This window comes from Streptomyces sp. NPDC002055, assembly GCF_040296705.1.
Taxonomy (GTDB): domain Bacteria; phylum Actinomycetota; class Actinomycetes; order Streptomycetales; family Streptomycetaceae; genus Streptomyces.
The window spans coordinates 14,323-28,975 of sequence record NZ_JBEOXS010000037.1 but is presented as its reverse complement, the minus strand read 5'-3'; the positions used below and the strand labels follow the sequence as shown (position 1 = coordinate 28,975).

At 69.9% G+C, this 14,653-nt stretch carries 13 protein-coding genes and 1 pseudogene; 8 read left to right on the top strand and 6 right to left on the bottom strand.

Features of this window, described 5'->3' with window-relative positions; genetic code table 11:
* Positions 1 to 171 precede the first annotated feature (171 nt).
* From phoU to ABT112_RS22620, 4 genes are all read left to right on the top strand, one after another.
* Entirely contained in the window at positions 172 to 849 is a 678-nt protein-coding gene (gene phoU, locus ABT112_RS22635; RefSeq protein ID WP_351512287.1) for a phosphate signaling complex protein PhoU, read from the top strand.
* 966 nt (positions 850 to 1,815) lie between these two features.
* Positions 1,816 to 2,217, top strand: coding sequence for a hypothetical protein (locus ABT112_RS22630; protein WP_351512285.1), 402 nt, complete (start codon positions 1,816 to 1,818; stop codon positions 2,215 to 2,217).
* Positions 2,218 to 2,378: 161 nt separating this feature from the next.
* Entirely contained in the window at positions 2,379 to 2,948 is a 570-nt protein-coding gene (locus ABT112_RS22625; protein ID WP_351512283.1) for a VanZ family protein, read from the top strand.
* Positions 2,949 to 3,131: 183 nt separating this feature from the next.
* On the top strand, positions 3,132 to 3,911 hold the full coding sequence (locus ABT112_RS22620) for a hypothetical protein (RefSeq protein WP_351512281.1): 780 nt from the start codon (positions 3,132 to 3,134) through the stop codon (positions 3,909 to 3,911).
* A gap of 861 nt (positions 3,912 to 4,772) precedes the next feature.
* Here the strand turns inward: ABT112_RS22620 and ABT112_RS22615 are convergent.
* On the bottom strand, positions 4,773 to 5,627 hold the full coding sequence (locus ABT112_RS22615; protein ID WP_351512279.1) for a hypothetical protein: 855 nt from the start codon (positions 5,625 to 5,627) through the stop codon (positions 4,773 to 4,775).
* Between the two features lie 647 nt (positions 5,628 to 6,274).
* On the opposite strand from ABT112_RS22615, the pseudogene ABT112_RS22610 reads away from it, so the two are divergent.
* A pseudogene (locus tag ABT112_RS22610) lies at positions 6,275 to 6,608 on the top strand (tyrosine-type recombinase/integrase); the annotation flags it as partial.
* 371 nt (positions 6,609 to 6,979) lie between these two features.
* A complete protein-coding gene (locus tag ABT112_RS22605; protein WP_351512277.1) occupies positions 6,980 to 7,159 on the top strand; it encodes a hypothetical protein in 180 nt (59 codons plus the stop codon).
* An 80-nt stretch (positions 7,160 to 7,239) separates the two neighbouring features.
* On the opposite strand, the gene ABT112_RS22600 is transcribed toward ABT112_RS22605, so the two are convergent.
* On the bottom strand, positions 7,240 to 8,001 hold the full coding sequence (locus tag ABT112_RS22600) for a phosphoglyceromutase (RefSeq protein WP_351512275.1): 762 nt from the start codon (positions 7,999 to 8,001) through the stop codon (positions 7,240 to 7,242).
* A gap of 275 nt (positions 8,002 to 8,276) precedes the next feature.
* Here ABT112_RS22600 and ABT112_RS22595 point away from each other — a divergent pair, with 275 nt between their 5' ends.
* Positions 8,277 to 9,596 carry an MDR family MFS transporter gene (locus ABT112_RS22595; protein ID WP_502975412.1) on the top strand — a complete coding sequence of 440 codons (1,320 nt, stop codon included), beginning with the start codon at positions 8,277 to 8,279 and terminating at the stop codon, positions 9,594 to 9,596.
* 1 nt (position 9,597) lies between these two features.
* Here the strand turns inward: ABT112_RS22595 and ABT112_RS22590 are convergent, their stop codons facing one another.
* A complete protein-coding gene (locus ABT112_RS22590; RefSeq protein ID WP_351512271.1) occupies positions 9,598 to 10,116 on the bottom strand; it encodes a type III secretion system chaperone family protein in 519 nt (172 codons plus the stop codon).
* On the bottom strand, positions 10,109 to 11,488 hold the full coding sequence (gene mshA / locus ABT112_RS22585) for a D-inositol-3-phosphate glycosyltransferase (protein WP_502975411.1): 1,380 nt from the start codon (positions 11,486 to 11,488) through the stop codon (positions 10,109 to 10,111). The genes ABT112_RS22590 and mshA overlap by 8 nt, the downstream gene beginning before the upstream one ends.
* Before the next feature lie 420 nt (positions 11,489 to 11,908).
* Between mshA and ABT112_RS22580 the strand changes: the two genes are divergently transcribed.
* Positions 11,909 to 12,712, top strand: coding sequence for a class I SAM-dependent methyltransferase (locus ABT112_RS22580; protein ID WP_351512269.1), 804 nt, complete (start codon positions 11,909 to 11,911; stop codon positions 12,710 to 12,712).
* 185 nt (positions 12,713 to 12,897) lie between these two features.
* Here the strand turns inward: ABT112_RS22580 and ABT112_RS22575 are convergent, their stop codons facing one another.
* A complete protein-coding gene (locus ABT112_RS22575; protein WP_351512267.1) occupies positions 12,898 to 14,103 on the bottom strand; it encodes a caspase, EACC1-associated type in 1,206 nt (401 codons plus the stop codon).
* Entirely contained in the window at positions 14,100 to 14,627 is a 528-nt protein-coding gene (locus ABT112_RS22570; RefSeq protein WP_351512265.1) for an effector-associated constant component EACC1, read from the bottom strand. Before ABT112_RS22570 ends, ABT112_RS22575 begins: the two co-directional genes overlap by 4 nt.
* Positions 14,628 to 14,653 lie beyond the last annotated feature (26 nt).

Below are 14,653 nucleotides of genomic sequence, written 5' to 3'. Positions count from 1 at the left end.
TGGACGGGCGTCAGCGGGCCGTCGTCACCCGCCGCCGGGCGGCGGGGCGTACGTTGCCAAGAGTTCACCGTGACGTCGGGGCCGGTTCATCCCGGCGGCTGATGCGGGACGCACTGTCCCCGGAGCGTGGATGCTGGGAGAACCAGCCAGTTCGATGAGATGAGGAAATCGATGCGGGACGCATACCACGAGGAGCTCGACTCGATCGGGGAAGGCCTGGTCGAGATGGGCCGGCTCGTCGGCTCCGCGATCGGCCGCGCCACCACGGCGATTCTCGACGCGGACCTCAAGCTCGCCGAGAGCGTGATCGCCGGGGACGAGAAGGTGGACGATCTCCAGCGCGAACTGGAGGCGCGGGCGATCGCCCTGCTGGCGCGCCAGCAGCCGGTCGCCACCGACCTGCGGATCGTCGTCACCTCGCTGCGGATGAGCGCCGACCTGGAGCGGTCCGGCGACCTCGCCCAGCACGTCGCGAAGCTGGCGCGGCTCCGCTTCCCGGACTCGGCCGTACCGTCCGACCTGCACGCCACGATTCTGGAGATGGGCCAGCTCGCGCAGCGGCTGATGGCCAAGGCCGCCGAGGTGATCATCACCAAGGACGTGGACCTGGCGCTCCAGCTGGAGCAGGACGACGACGCGATGGACCTGCTGCACCGCACGCTCTTCCAGCACCTGATGGACGACCGCTGGAAGCACGGCATCGAGACGGCCGTCGACGTGACGCTGCTCGGCCGCTACTACGAGCGCTTCGCCGACCACGCGGTGTCCGTGGCCAAGCGGGTCGTCTACCTGGTGACCGGCGAGCACGCGGACGAGATCCTGCCGGTGACGCCGGTGGAGGGGGCTTGATGGCGGGCCTCGGGGTCTGACCCCACGGACTGCTGATCGCGGGGCTGGTCCCACGGCCTGCTGAGGGCCTGATTGCGGGGTCCGAACTCGGGGGCGGTGATGAACTCGGGGGCCGAGCCGGTCGTGGGGGCTGGGTTCGGTCCTCGTCCCGGGGCTGGTCATGACCCCGGCGAGAGAGCCCGGGCGAGGGCGGCTGGCCCTCGTCCGGGCTCTCTCCTGCCGGCGCGAGGGCGGCTGGCCCTCGTCCGGGCTCTCTCCTGCCGGCCGACGTGCCGACGCCCCTGGCCCGCCCGGGGGCGCCCCGCCTGTCGTGCCTGGTGGGACGGTGTCTGGCGGGGCGGGTGGGGGCAGCTGTGCTTCCGCGCGCCGTTGATGCGCCCGCGGACGGCAGTGTGGAGTGTGCGGCAGGCTCACTGCCTTCGAGGAGGATCCCATGGCCGAATCCATCCGCCCCGTTCCCTCCCGCGAACAGAAGCCGCGCGACCGGGCACCACGTCTGGTCGAGGTACCGGTGCCCGTCCTGGGCTCCTGCGGCTGCGGCCCCGGCTGCAGCTGTGGTTGTCAGAGTGGCGGTGCCTGCCAGTGCGGCGGGTCCTGCGGCTGACACGTACGACCTGAGCTCCACCGATCCGCGGTTCCACCGACTCTTTTTCAGCGCGACTCCACCGGACCGGCTCCGTTCTCCGGTGGACCACCGAGCACAGAGGGCCCGGCCGGGCAGACCCCGGCCGGGTCTGTGCGTTGTGGGGCCCACGTCGACGCCAAGCGTCCGCGTTCGGACGCCAGGGTCCACGTTCACCGTGCGGTGCGGAGCCGCTCGGACATTCGGGTGATGCCGGGGCTGAATCCGGAGCACTCCCGGAGGGGCCCGGACAGGATGCCGAGTGCACGGGACGCTCGACCGCGTCCGCTGCGTCATGGCCGGTCCCGGGCCTCACCAAGTCCCGGGCCTCACCAAGGGGGACCATGAACCTCAGGCATTCACTCGGCATCTCGGTGGCGGTTGCCGCCTTATTGGGCACGACCCTGGCGACCGCTCCTCCGGCAAGCGCGACCCCTGCCGGTTGCGGAGACCTCAGCAACGGACAGCTCTGCGTCAGGGGGCGCACCGGCACCTCGGGTAACTTCACGTTCTCCACCTTGTACTGGCGGAGCGGAGCGCGGGGCGAGATCACGGTCAAGCTCGGTTCGCAGCGGAAGACCCGCCGCATCACGGCGTTTCCGCTGTGGTTCGGATCGAAGAAGACGCGCAACGCCTATGCGAAACTGAGCAAGCGGCACCACATCTCCAAGGACGAATGCGTCCGCGGAGTCATGGAGTACAAGCGCGAAATCTATGTCACGAAGTGGCGCTGTCCCGTTCGGTGATCCCGAGCGCCGAATGACTGAGTCCTGACACCTGAGCCCAAAATGGCGGAGTTCTGATCCCTGAGCCTTGATCCCTGAACGGCTTACAGGCCTGGGTTCACCTGGTCCTGGAGGCGCTCGGCCCGGGCGAAGCAGGTGTGTCGTGTCAACTGGAGTGCGCCATGTGGCAAGTCGTCCTGTACATCAATCCGGCGACCGTCGCCCTGTTCGTCGTGGCGGTCGTGGCGTTGTCGGCGACGGTCGCGTGGTGGCACCACCGTTCGAACGGCGTCCTGCCGCGCCGGGCGGCCGGAGCGATGCTCGCGGCTTGGACCGCACTCGCCCTGGCCGCCACGATCATGCCGACCCAACCGCTCGGCACGGGGGGCTACGACATCTTCTTGACGCCCGGTGAGGGCCTCTGGAACTCCGACGAAGGCGGCGCGGGACTCTTCGCGTCGGAGCGGGAAATGATCGTCCGCCTCCAGATCGCCAACGCCGCGATGTTCGTCCCCCTGGCCTCGCTGCTCTCCTTCTGCGCACCGCGCTGGTCGGCGGGACGGGTCGTCGCGGTGTGCCTGTCGCTGAGCGTCCTCATCGAGACGGTGCAGTTCGCGATGGCGGCCGGCCGGACCGTGGATGTGGACGATCTGCTGTTCAACACGGTGGGCGCCGTGCTCGGCGTGGCGGCGGCCAGGGGGGCGCTGTTCGTGGTGGGCCGACTGAGCCCGTCGCGGGTACGTCGGGCCTGAGGCGGCGCGGCGACCGCCCGTCGCCGCATCGGCCCCGAGAGGGAGCGGTCCGACCGGCCTTGGTACACCTGCGCGCCCGTCATTCCGGTCGGGAGCGCACCGCACGCCGTGGCTGCTGTATGGAACCAGGTCCATGAGGCGCCCCGTTCCGCCTGACGGTCGTCGCCGCGATGATGTCTGGTCATGAAGGAACTTGTTCTCGCTCTGGTGGCTGCGGTGTTCGGGCTGGCTGGCACAGTCGTTGGTGCCCGGGCCGTAAAGAAGGGATCCTTGATCAGTGCACAAGTCACTTTGCAGCAAGTTCGCGATCAAGCCGACGTCGATCAAGCCCACTGGCTTCGGCAACAGCGGCTTCAGGCGTACGAAGGTTTCCTAGCAGCCTGGGACGAGTGTCTTCGCATCCTTAACTCCGTGGGTCTGCCAGGAGACTCTGAATCGTCGGGGCTCAACCCGCTGAAAGAATCTGCTGACCGCATGACTGAGCGTGCTCGGAGGATCGACATCTTGGGACCGGCCGAGGTGGCCCGGGCAGCGGAAGAGCTCGCCGACAGCATTCGACGTGACGTGGATATAGCCACCAAACTACTGAAACTCACAGAGGCGTATGTTCCCACTACTGAACACGGAGCTACCGAAACAGCGCCAGCGATGACAGCCGCCATGGAAGCCATGGAGGAGGCCACAAGGCAGATGCAAGAGCTCACGACGGAGGCGATCGAGAGCGTTCGAGTGCCCCCTGAGGCGGACGCGATGTTCGAGAGCTTCGACCGGGCCGAGAAACTCGCCAACGCTGCAATCTCTCGCGCGTATGAGGACGCCGACGGGTTTTCCGGATTTCTTGACCAAGCAACTGCGATCGTCGATGAACTGAAGCGCAACCAGGAAGCCCGCGAGCGTACTCGCGAGCGGTTCACGACTGCTGCACGTCACACGCTCGCTTCTGAAACTCCACCCGCTCCGTAAAGCAAGTCCACGCGGGCGGGACGATCTCCAGTGAGAGCGCAATCGGCCCTTCGGGCGCGTCCTGACGCTGAAGGTGTACGCGCACCCCATGCTCAGTAGCCGGGACCGTGCCCGGAAGGCTCTCGCTCAGCACTCGACCACCGCGCTGAGGTCCCACAGAGGGCCCAGACCGTGAAAATGCCCCCCGATCCGCGCCACCAGCGCAAGTCGGGGGCGTCATCACGGAACCTACTTCTTCTTGCCCTGGGTCTTGCCGGGGATCTTGGTGAGCTGGTTTTTGCTGGCCAGGGGCGATGGGCTCGTGCGCCTGGTGGTCGTTGTTGGTCGTCATTGGCCACTGTTGAGCGACGTCGGACAGCCCAGAGACGGCCCAGACTTCTGCTCATCGGCCAGCCTCGAAAGCGGTGTCGTTGGCCACTGTGGGTCTCTGGTGCGACCGCATGGCGGTTCGCAGAGCTTCAAGTTCGGATCGGGGAAACGGCTGGCCCCATTGAGACTCGTAGGCATCTTCGCCCTGCTCGTAGTCGATCCGGTCGAAGGTCCGGACGGCGGACCGCGCGAGTGCCGTGACGGTGTGGCAGCCTGACCAGAGAACCACCCCTGAGCTGTTCGGAGCTTGGGCGTCATCGGCCAGGACCAGGCGGACATCGACCACAGATCCGTCTCTGTGGAAGAACCACCGGTACACCTGCGGCTCCCCCTCCAACTCGGCGCGTGTGTCCTCGTCACCGAGCACGAGTGTGCGACCGTCGACGGTCGCACACCTCCGTAGCACTCAGCCCTCCCAGAGCCGACGGGTTCTACGCGACGAGGCCGGCACGGCATTGATCCTGGAGTTCACACGCGGGAGGGCGTCTCCCGTCAACCACTCGTTGGTACGGCGGGGGCTACCCGAGCAATCCTAAAGATCGCGACGGTTCCCAAGAACGGCGACGGGCCTTCGGTAAGGGGATAGTTGTCCTTCGCTCCCGCGTAGAGGGCGAGCCCCTTATCTGCGAGCTCCTCCAGGATAGCCGTGAGGCTTCGCTGTGCGTCGCGCACGGAGGAGCGAGAGAACTCTATGTCTCCGGAAATATCGCTCCAGTCCCGGAAGCTTTGAACAGCGCTGTCTATGAGGTCCTGCTCCTCGTCAGTGCAGTCGTCTGGTTCCTCATGGGGCAACCATCCAAGGCAGCCGGAGAGGATCGGCCAGAGGTCACGCCCTGTCTTCATGTGGTCGAGCACCACGACATCAAACGCTGGCTCGTCGTCCATCGTGACGACGTCGATGATCCTGTCGACCTGCACCCTCTTGAGCTTGCTGATCTCGTCGGCAAGCCTCTTGATCCCCCACACCTCGATGGTGACACCCCGGTACAAGGGACGAAGCTCGTTGTCGATGAACTGGTCGACCTCGCCCAGCAAGGTGTCGTTGGTGAGGAAGCGCCACGCCTTCACGTCACGGTGCTCCTGGAGGCAGCCCTCCAAGTCACCGCGGATCTTCGCCTTGGTCTTGTCGATCCGCTCGCCGCGCGTCGCGTGCGCCGCGAAGAACACCCGGGCCTTCGGGCAGTAGCCGTCGTTCTTAGTGTCGCCCTTCGGTCCGGCCGCCCGCACCGGCTGATAGTCGCCGGGGTACAGCTCCAGGCCGAGCCGATCCATGCAGTCCTGAAAGGCGTTGCCCTCAAGTCGGAGGAGCTGGCCCTCCACGAGCTTCCGCAGCGAGTTGTGATCCACGGCAGTCATTACCTCATGGCCTGCACACCCTGCGCAGCTAGGTTGAGCGGATCAAGGGACCGTGGCCGGCATGGGGTTGAGTCAGACGGTTCAAGAGCCCGAACCCACGGCTGCTGGTGGTCGGCCGGACTCATGTACGGGCAGGACGTAGGGCAAGTCGTCCGGTTCAAGGAGGCTCGGCCGGCGGCGGGTTGACCGGCTCGGCCTATGCAGCAAAGTCCAGCTCCTCACCCCTGGCGTCTTTGACAACACTGACAGCTGCGGCGCCGAGCAGCCAAGTTCGCCGCCGTGCACGCAAAGCTTCGTCAACTTCGGTGACGCGCTGTTGCACATCACCCCAGCTCGGGCTGTTCCGAGTTTTCATCCTGGCAATCGGAGTTCGATTCTCCGTGAGACCACCAAGGGAATTTTCAGCCAACTAACAGGTACCCCTGTTTCCGGTTTGTTTTTGTCTTCAGAGGAGGGGTTAAACTGATCGACCAAAAATGGCGTGGCTGGTGCTTGACATCCATCTTGACAGCTACCTGCACGAACGGCGGTTTCACTGCTGCTGTTTCCGTAGATGGTTGACGGTGGCCGTGATCGAACACAAGTCACTCAGGGCCTGAGGGCTTGAAGTCTTGTGCACACAGGGGCAGTTCGATTTCTTCACCGGGCCGCGCGGCAGTCAAGTCTGGCGGACGTCGCTCAACGAGGAGGCATGGAAGCGGGCGCTGGCCTCGGCTGGAGTGATCCCCGGGAAGCCTGGCGAGCCTACGCCGAGTCCCGCGAGAACGGCATGCACGCACTCCGACACTTCTACGCCTCGATGCTCCTGAACGCCGGGGAGAACATCAAGGCTCTCGCCGAGAGTACCTGGGCCACTCGGACCCGGGCCTGACGCTCCGCGTGTACGCATACCTCATGCCGTCAAGCCAGGAGCGCACACGCAAGGTAATCGCTCACGCGTACGACGAATTTCAGACCACGCCCCAGACCTAAATCTCGCAAAGCACTCACGCTGGCACTCGAAACTTTCCCTACCGAGGGAAAGACTTCCTTGCGAGCAAGCAATTACGCTAGCCCTCACATCGCACACGAAGGAACGATCCCCACATCGCCAGGATGCCCCAACTGCGTACCATTCGCCCTGTTCACAAGCATGAACAGCTTGTTCACGCGAATGAACGCATGGCCGATCCTTCGACTTTCTACTGTGAAAGTCGAAGGCCGATCTAGCTGCACATTTGTCTATGGTGCCCAGCTATGCGAAAGTCTCACCGCATGCGAATGCCGCCCGTCCAGGGGCGGCATTCGCTTCCATTTCCGCACCCGGAAACCCTAGCCAGGAACCGACCACAGATGGAGGCCACATGGTCCCACGCGCAGGTGTCACCGTCGACATCTGTCCCCGCGACTTGCCGATCGCGCTCATCGGCACGGCCGGCGGGGCATTCGCCCTCTGGGCCGACGTTCCTGCCGACATCGCTGTCCCCGTGGCGCTGTTGATCGTCCTGGACATCCGGGTCCGCCGCTGGCTTCGCCGCACCTGACGGCCCAGGGACGGCCCAGCACCACCAGGAAGCCCCCGCCCCGCGAAGAAACCGCAGGTCGGGGGCTTTCTGGCGTCGCGTTACTTCTTCTTGCCCTGGTTCTTCACGGCCTCGATCGCGGCCTTCGCCGCGTCCGGGTCCAGGTACGTGCCGCCCGGCTTCAGGGGGCGGAAGTCGGCGTCCAGTTCGTAGGCGAGCGGGATGCCGGTGGGGATGTTCAGGCCGGAGATGTCCTCGTCGGAGATGCCGTCGAGGTGCTTGACCAGGGCGCGCAGGCTGTTGCCGTGGGCGGCGACCAGGACCGTGCGGCCGGTGAGGAGGTCCGGGACGATGCCGTCGTACCAGTACGGCAGCATGCGGACGACGACGTCCTGGAGGCACTCGGTGCGCGGGCGGAGCTCCGGCGGGATCGTGGCGTAGCGGGGGTCGTCGCTCTGCGACCACTCGGTGCCGTCCTCCAGCACGGGCGGCGGGGTGTCGTACGAGCGGCGCCAGAGCATGAACTGCTCCTCGCCGAACTCGACCAGGGTCTGCGCCTTGTCCTTGCCCTGCAGCGCGCCGTAGTGCCGCTCGTTCAGGCGCCAGGAGCGGTGGACCGGGATCCAGAGCCGGTCGGCCGACTCCAGGGCGAGCTGCGCGGTGCGGATCGCGCGCTTCTGGAGGGAGGTGTGGACGATGTCGGGGAGCAGGCCGGCGTCCTTGAGCAGCTCACCGCCGCGGACCGCCTCCTTCTCGCCCTTCTCGGTCAGGTTCACGTCCACCCAGCCGGTGAACAGGTTCTTCGCGTTCCACTCGCTCTCGCCGTGGCGGAGGAGGATCAGCTTGTACGGTGCGTCGGCCATGGCGCCGAGCCTAATCGACGGGATTCGGCCGCAGCACGACCGCCCGACTGGTGGACCGGGACGGCCCCGGGGACGAGGCTGACGGGGTGCGGGAGACGACGCCGACGGGCCCCGGCGGACGGGGCCGATGAGCCCCGGAGTACGGGGCCGGCGGCGTGCGCGGCCGAAAATCCGTGGCGGTTCCCGCTCCGTGATTCGTAAGCTGCGTTCGGCGTATTGACCACTTACGGAGCCGGGGGGCCTGCTTGTCCGTCGCCAGTCTGAAGCGTGCCGCGATGGAGAGTGTCTCGGGTCTGCCCCGGGCCTTCTGGTGGCTGTGGACCGCCACGCTGGTCAACCGGCTGGGCGCCTTTGTCGCCACCTTCCTTGCCATGTATCTGACAGTCGACCGGGGCTATTCGGCCTCGTACGCGGGCCTGGTCGCGGCGCTGCACGGGCTCGGCGGCGCGGTCTCGTCCCTCGTCGGCGGCGTGCTCGCCGACCGGCTGGGCCGGCGGCCCACCCTGCTCGTCTCGCAGATCGGCACCGCCTGCTCGGTGGCTCTGCTCGGCTTCATGGAACATCCGGTCGCGATCGCCGCCGCGGCCTGTCTCGTCGGCGTGACGAGCAACGCCTCCCGGCCGGCGACGCAGGCGATGATGGCCGACATCGTCGCTCCCGAGGACCGGGTGCGGGCCTTCTCCCTCAATTACTGGGCGATCAACCTCGGGTTCGCGGTGTCGTCCTCCGCGGCCGGACTGCTCGCCGCGCACAGCTATCTGCTGCTGTTCCTGGGCGAGGCGGCGATGACGGCGGTCTGCGCGGTCGTCGTCTTCGTGAAGCTCCCGGAGACCCGTCCGGAACGGGGCAGGAGCGACGGCTCGACGGCGGCGGAGGCCGAGATCGGGCTGGGCTCGGTGCTGCGCGACTACCGGTTCATGAGCGTCGTCGGACTGTCGTTCCTGATCGCGACCGTGTTCCAGCAGGCCTTCGTGGCCCTCCCCGTCACGATGGGCGCGCAGGGCTTCTCCAGCGGCGACTACGGCCTGGTGGCGGCCGTGAACGGCGTGCTGATCGTGGTCCTGCAGATTCCGGTGACCCGGTTCATCGAGCACCGGGACCCGGCGCGGCATCTGATCCTCGCCTCCCTGCTCATCGGATTCGGCTTCGGGCTGACGGCGTTCGCGGGTTCCCTCACGGTGTACGCGCTGACCGTCTGCGTCTGGACGCTGGGCGAGGTCATCAACGCGCCGACGCAGATGGGGCTGGTCGTCCGGCTCTCCCCCACCCATGGCCGGGGCCGCTACCAGGGCATGGTCGTCCTGTCGTGGGCGGTCGCGTCGCTGGTGGCGCCGCTGCTGAGCGGCTTCGTCATCGACCGCTTCGGCCCCGACACGCTCTGGTACGCGAGCGCGGTCGTGGGGGCGGTGGCCGCCGTCGGCTACGCCCTGCTGATGCGGCGCCTGCCGGACGACCGGCCCGCGCTTCTCGAACCGGAGAGGAAGGGGGCGCCGCAGGAGATCGGGGAGAAGACGATCGGGGAGAAGGAGATCGAGCGGCAGGGCCCGGAGGAGTTGCTGAAGGCCGGGGAGCGGCAGGCGGCCGGGGAGCGGTAGCTCAGTCCGACGGGCGCCGCTCGCCCGTCAGATGGGTGAACGCCTCCAGGTTCCGGGTGGACTCCCCGCGGGCCGTGCGCCACGCGTACTCCTTGCGGATCGCCGTGGCGAAGCCCATCTCCAGCAGGGTGTTGAAGCTGCCGTCCGCGTGCTCCAGCACCGTGCCGAGGAGGCGGTCCAGTTCGTCGGGGGTGACCGAGGACAGCGGCAGCTTGCCCGCCAGGTAGATGTCACCGAGCCGGTCGATCGCGTAACTCACGCCGTAGAGGCGGGTGTTGCGCTCCAGCAGCCAGCGGTGCACGGCGGCCTCGTTCTCGTCCGGATGCCGGACGACGAAGGCGTTGACCGACAGCGAGTGCCGGCCGATCACCAGGGAGCAGGTCGTCGACAGCTTCCGGGTGCCGGGCAGCTTCACGACGTACGTGCCGTCGCTCGGGCTCTCCCATTCGAGTTCGGCCTCGGTGAGGGTCCGCTCGACGGTCTTCCGGGCGTCCAGTTCAGCGTGGGCAGCGTCAGCCATGCAGCGAGCGTAGACGACGCCGTTCCTGCATCGCCGCCGTGTACACCTCGGCGGTCGACGCCGCGGACGCGTCCCAGCCGAAGGCCTGGGCGTGCCGGGCCGCGGCCGCGCCCATCCGGTCCGCGAGGGACGGGTCGTCGCTGAAGCGGCGCAGCGCCCGCGCGTAGTCGCGGGGGTCGTGGCCGTCGACGAGGAAGCCGCTCTCCCCGTCCCGGACCGCGACCGGCAGGCCGCCGACCGACGCGGCGACGACCGGGGTGCCGCAGGCCTGCGCCTCGATGGCGACCAGGCCGAAGGACTCGCTGTAGGAGGGCATGACCAGCACGGACGCCGCCCGGAACCAGTCCGCGAGCTGTTCCTGACCGACGGGCGGCCGGAACCGGACCACATCGCAGATGCCGAGCCGGGCCGCCAGCTTCTGCAGCCCCTCGGGCTTGGCGAGGCCGCTGCCGCTCGGTCCGCCGACGATCGGCACCACCAGGCGTTCCCGCAGCCGCGGCTGTTCCTCCAGCAGGGCGGCGACCGCGCGGAGCAGGACGTCGGGGGCCTTGAGCGGCTGTATCCGGCCGGCGAAGAGGGGGATCAGCGCGTCCTGCGGCAGCCCGAGGCGGGCGCGGGCGGCGGCCCGGCTCTCGGCGACCCCGGCGGGCTCGGGCCGGAAGCGCTCCAGGTTCACGCCGGGATGGACGACGGCGACCTTGCCGGCCGCCGCGTCGTAGTGGCGGACGAGCTCGCCGGCCTCCTCGGTGGTGTTCGCCACCAGCCGGTCGGCGGCGCGGACTATCTGGGTCTCGCCGATGACCCGGGCCGGCGGCTCGGGGGTGTCGCCCGCGGCGAGCGCGGCGTTCTTGACCTTCGCCATGGTGTGCATGGCGTGCACCAGCGGGACGCCCCAGCGCTCGGCGGCGAGCCAGCCGACGTGGCCGGAGAGCCAGTAGTGGGAGTGGACGAGGTCGTAGTGGCCGGGGCGCTGGCCCGCCCACGCCTGCATCACGCCGTGGGTGAAGGCGCAGAGCTGGGCGGGCAGGTCCTCCTTGGCCAGGCCCTCGTAGGGGCCGGCGTCCACGTGCCGGACGAGCACCCCGGGGGCCAGCTCGACCGAGGGCGGGAGCGTGCCGGTGGTGGCCCGGGTGAAGATCTCGACCTCGATGTTGATCGCGGCCAGGCGCCGGGCGAGCTCGACGATGTAGACGTTCATGCCGCCGGCGTCCCCGGTGCCGGGCTGGTGCAGCGGCGAGGTGTGCACGCTGAGCATGGCGACCCGGCGCGGGCGCCGCGGCGCGGTGCCGGGCAGCCTCAGCCGGGGCGGAGTCACCAGCGGGCCGTGGGAACGGCCACGGAGCGCACCGAGACGGGACACGTACTGGCTCACCTCGCGAGACCTCCTTAGCCGGGAGCGGACCTCCCCTTCGAACGTGTAACCAGCGGAACGCCTCATACCATTTCCGCTTTGCCAAAACGTGACGCGCGATGTCTCCGTGGGCCGGCGGAAGGGGCCGCTCCGGGCGGTGCGGAGTGGACCATTCCCGGACCAGGGTTCCACGGCCGCTCGGGGGCACGGGCAGGGGCACGGGCACGGGCACGGGTACGAGAACGGCCACGGGTACGGCCACGTCCACGGCCACAGGTACGAGAACGGGCACCGGCACCGGCACCGGCACCGGCAGTACCGTCCGCGCGGTACGGGCCCGGGGTGCGATGCAGGCCTGGAGCTCGGTAGGGGGTCGGTGCGGGCCCCGGGGCCCGGAACCGGGCGGTACGGGCTTCGGGTGGCACCGCCTACCCTCTCCTCATGGCCGTCCGCATCCCCTCGCCCCGCCCCGTGGGGACCGTGACCCGCGGCACGACCAACCCCAACCGTCTGCGGCGCATGGACCGCTGGATCGCCGCGGTCCACGGCGGAGCCGTGCGCCGGGACCGGGACGGGGTCGCCGTCGACCTCGGCTACGGCGCCGCCCCGTGGACCGCCGTGGAGCTGCTCGGGCGACTGCGGACCGTGCGGCCGGACGCCCGGGTGGTGGGCATCGAGATCGATCCGGTCCGGGTCGAGGCCGCCCGCCGATACGAACGCGACGGGCTCGCCTTCGCCCACGGCGGCTTCGAGGTCCCGCTCCCCGGCGGGCGCCGGCCGGTGCTGATCCGGGCGGCCAACGTGCTGCGGCAGTACGACGAGGCCGAGGTCCACGCCGTCTGGGAACGGCTGCGGGCGCGGCTGGCGCCCGGCGGACTGCTCGTGGAGGGGACCTGCGACGAGATCGGGCGGCGGCACGTCTGGGTCGCCCTCGGCCCCGAGGGCCCGCGCACGGTCACCTTCGCGACCCGGCTGGGGTCGCTGTCCCGCCCCTCCGACCTGGCGGAACGGCTGCCCAAGGCACTCATCCACCGGAACGTGCCGGGCGAGCCCGTCCATGCGTTCCTCAGCGACTTCGACCGCGCGTGGGCGGCCGCCGCGCCGTTCGCCTCCCTCGGGGCGCGGCAGCGGTGGATCGGCGCCGTCCGCGCCCTGCGCCGGGACTGGCCGGTCGCCGACGGGCCCGGGCGGTGGCGCCAGGGGGAGGTCACCGTCCGCTGGGACGCCCTGGCTCCGCGAGGCTGACCGGGGCGCAGGCTCCGCGCGGCTGACCGGGGCGCAGGCTCCACGGGACTGGCCGGGGTGCAGGGATCGGCTGGGGCATGGACGGCCGGAGCGCTGGGGCGGGGGTGCTGGGGCTGGGCAGGGGCGGCGTCCGTCCAGCCGTCCCAGCCGCCCCGTCGAGCACGGGACCTTGTGGGTCGTCGGTCTCAGCGAGCCTGCGGCCCTACCGGGGCGGACGGGTGCAGAGAAGGGGCGGCCGGCCCCTCCCCGGGCGGTCCCTCCCCGGGCGGCCCCTCCCCGGGCGGCCCCGCTGGACCGGTCGACGCCGCTCGGCCTTCGTGGTGCCAGTGCGCGCGGCTGGCCCGGGCCGCCGTGAGCCGTGCGTCGTCCGGCGCGGCCACGCTCTCCCAGTCGGCGACCACGGCGTCGAGCAGTGCGGCGGCGCCCGGCGCGTCCCCCGCCTCGCCCAGCACCGATCCGTGGGCGTGCCGGTAGGTGAGGACCTCCCGGTCGGTCGGGGAGAGCTCCCGGACGCCGTCGGCGACGATGCCCGCGAAGAGGCGTACGGCCTGTTCCAGGCGTTCGGGCTTGACCACGGCACCCTGGAGGGCGAGCCGGCGCATCCGCAGGGCGAACCGGGCCCGCGCCGCGAGTCCTTCCCGGGTCCGCCCCGTCCCGTGCGCGGGGTTGCGGGTCAGGGCCAGGTCGTGGCTGAACCCCACCGCCCGCTGCGCCGGCACCGGACAGCGCTCGGCGGACGTGGGCAGGGTGACCGCGAGCCGGCGGTGGAGCGTGCCGAGGTCGAGGTGTTCCGGGCCGTCGGGGATGCCGTCCCGCAGCAGCTCCAGCAGCGCGCCGGTGAAGCCGGTGTACTCCGCGCCCTCCCCGTACCGCGCCTTCTTCGTCCGGGTCGTCGCGGTCAGGAGATGCACATCGGCCGCGGCCGGTGCGTCGAAGGCACGGGCGGCGAAGCAGCAGTCGAGCACCGCGACCTTGTGGCGGGCCGCCGACTGGGACATCGCGGCGAGGACGTCCTGCACGGGCAGCGAGGTGCGGGCCACCCGGCCCGGCTCGTCCACCGAGCCGGGCAGCGCCAGGCACAGCCGGTCCCCTTCGGCGAGCAGTCCGTGGCCTGCGTAGTAGAAGAGGCACAGGTCCGGCCGGCCGCCGCCTGCCGTCGGGAACAGATCGAGCACGTCCGTGGCGGTCTGCGGGTCGACGCGCAGCCGCACGGCGTCCGGGTCGAGGTGTCCCGCGGGGCCGGTGAGGGCGTCCGCGAGGGCCCGGACGCCGGCCGCCGCCTGCGGAATCGGGTGCAGGCCGCTGGGCGTCACCTGGGTGGCGGTGCCGACGAGCACGGCGGACGAGCGCTGCGGGCGCGGCAGGTGTACGGCCCATCCGCCGTCGTTCACGCGCCCGGGTCCGGGCCGTCGCCGGTCCGCCCGTCGCCGGTCTGTCCATCGTCGGCCCGCGTGTCGTCGGCCCGCGTGTCACCGGCCTGTGTGTCACCGGCTCGCGTGGCGCCGGCTCGCCCGTCACCGGCTCGCGTGGCGTCGTCGGTGCCGTCCCCGCCCTGGCCGTTGTCGTTCACGAAGCGCTCCAGTTCCTCCCGTACGGCTGCCGCGTCCGCCGGGCTGCCCGCGGAGACCCGCAGTTCCGCGCCGTCCGGCCGGACGGCGCGGAAGCTGACGCGCCGGCTCTTCGTACGCTCCGCCAGCCACATGGCGACGGCGCCGACCCCGGCGCTGAGCAGCGGCTCCGCGGCGCCGAGCAGTTCCGCGGCCTGGGCGAGGGCGCCCTGTTCGCCGCGGGCGGGCGGTGCCATCCGGAGGCGGACGGCGCCGCTCAGGTCCTCGTCGTCGTTCAGCCAGTCGGCCAGGTCACGGGCCAGGGCGTCCGCCTCGGCGGAGCCATCGTCGAAGGCGAAGGTAAGCACGGTTGCTGAGCCTTTCCGGTCGAGGT

Excerpts from the sequence above, each read along its gene's own strand:
- phoU (WP_351512287.1), top strand. The coding sequence starts at position 172 with ATGCGGGACGCATACCACGAGGAGCTCGACTCGATCGGGGAAGGCCTG.
- ABT112_RS22580 (WP_351512269.1), top strand. The coding sequence starts at position 11,909 with ATGGCCGTCCGCATCCCCTCGCCCCGCCCCGTGGGGACCGTGACCCGC.
- ABT112_RS22595 (WP_502975412.1), top strand. The coding sequence starts at position 8,277 with ATGGAGAGTGTCTCGGGTCTGCCCCGGGCCTTCTGGTGGCTGTGGACC.
- ABT112_RS22600 (WP_351512275.1), bottom strand. The coding sequence starts at position 8,001 with ATGGCCGACGCACCGTACAAGCTGATCCTCCTCCGCCACGGCGAGAGC.
- ABT112_RS22625 (WP_351512283.1), top strand. The coding sequence starts at position 2,379 with ATGTGGCAAGTCGTCCTGTACATCAATCCGGCGACCGTCGCCCTGTTC.
- ABT112_RS22590 (WP_351512271.1), bottom strand. The coding sequence starts at position 10,116 with ATGGCTGACGCTGCCCACGCTGAACTGGACGCCCGGAAGACCGTCGAG.
- ABT112_RS22620 (WP_351512281.1), top strand. The coding sequence starts at position 3,132 with ATGAAGGAACTTGTTCTCGCTCTGGTGGCTGCGGTGTTCGGGCTGGCT.
- ABT112_RS22605 (WP_351512277.1), top strand. The coding sequence starts at position 6,980 with ATGGTCCCACGCGCAGGTGTCACCGTCGACATCTGTCCCCGCGACTTG.
- ABT112_RS22630 (WP_351512285.1), top strand. The coding sequence starts at position 1,816 with ATGAACCTCAGGCATTCACTCGGCATCTCGGTGGCGGTTGCCGCCTTA.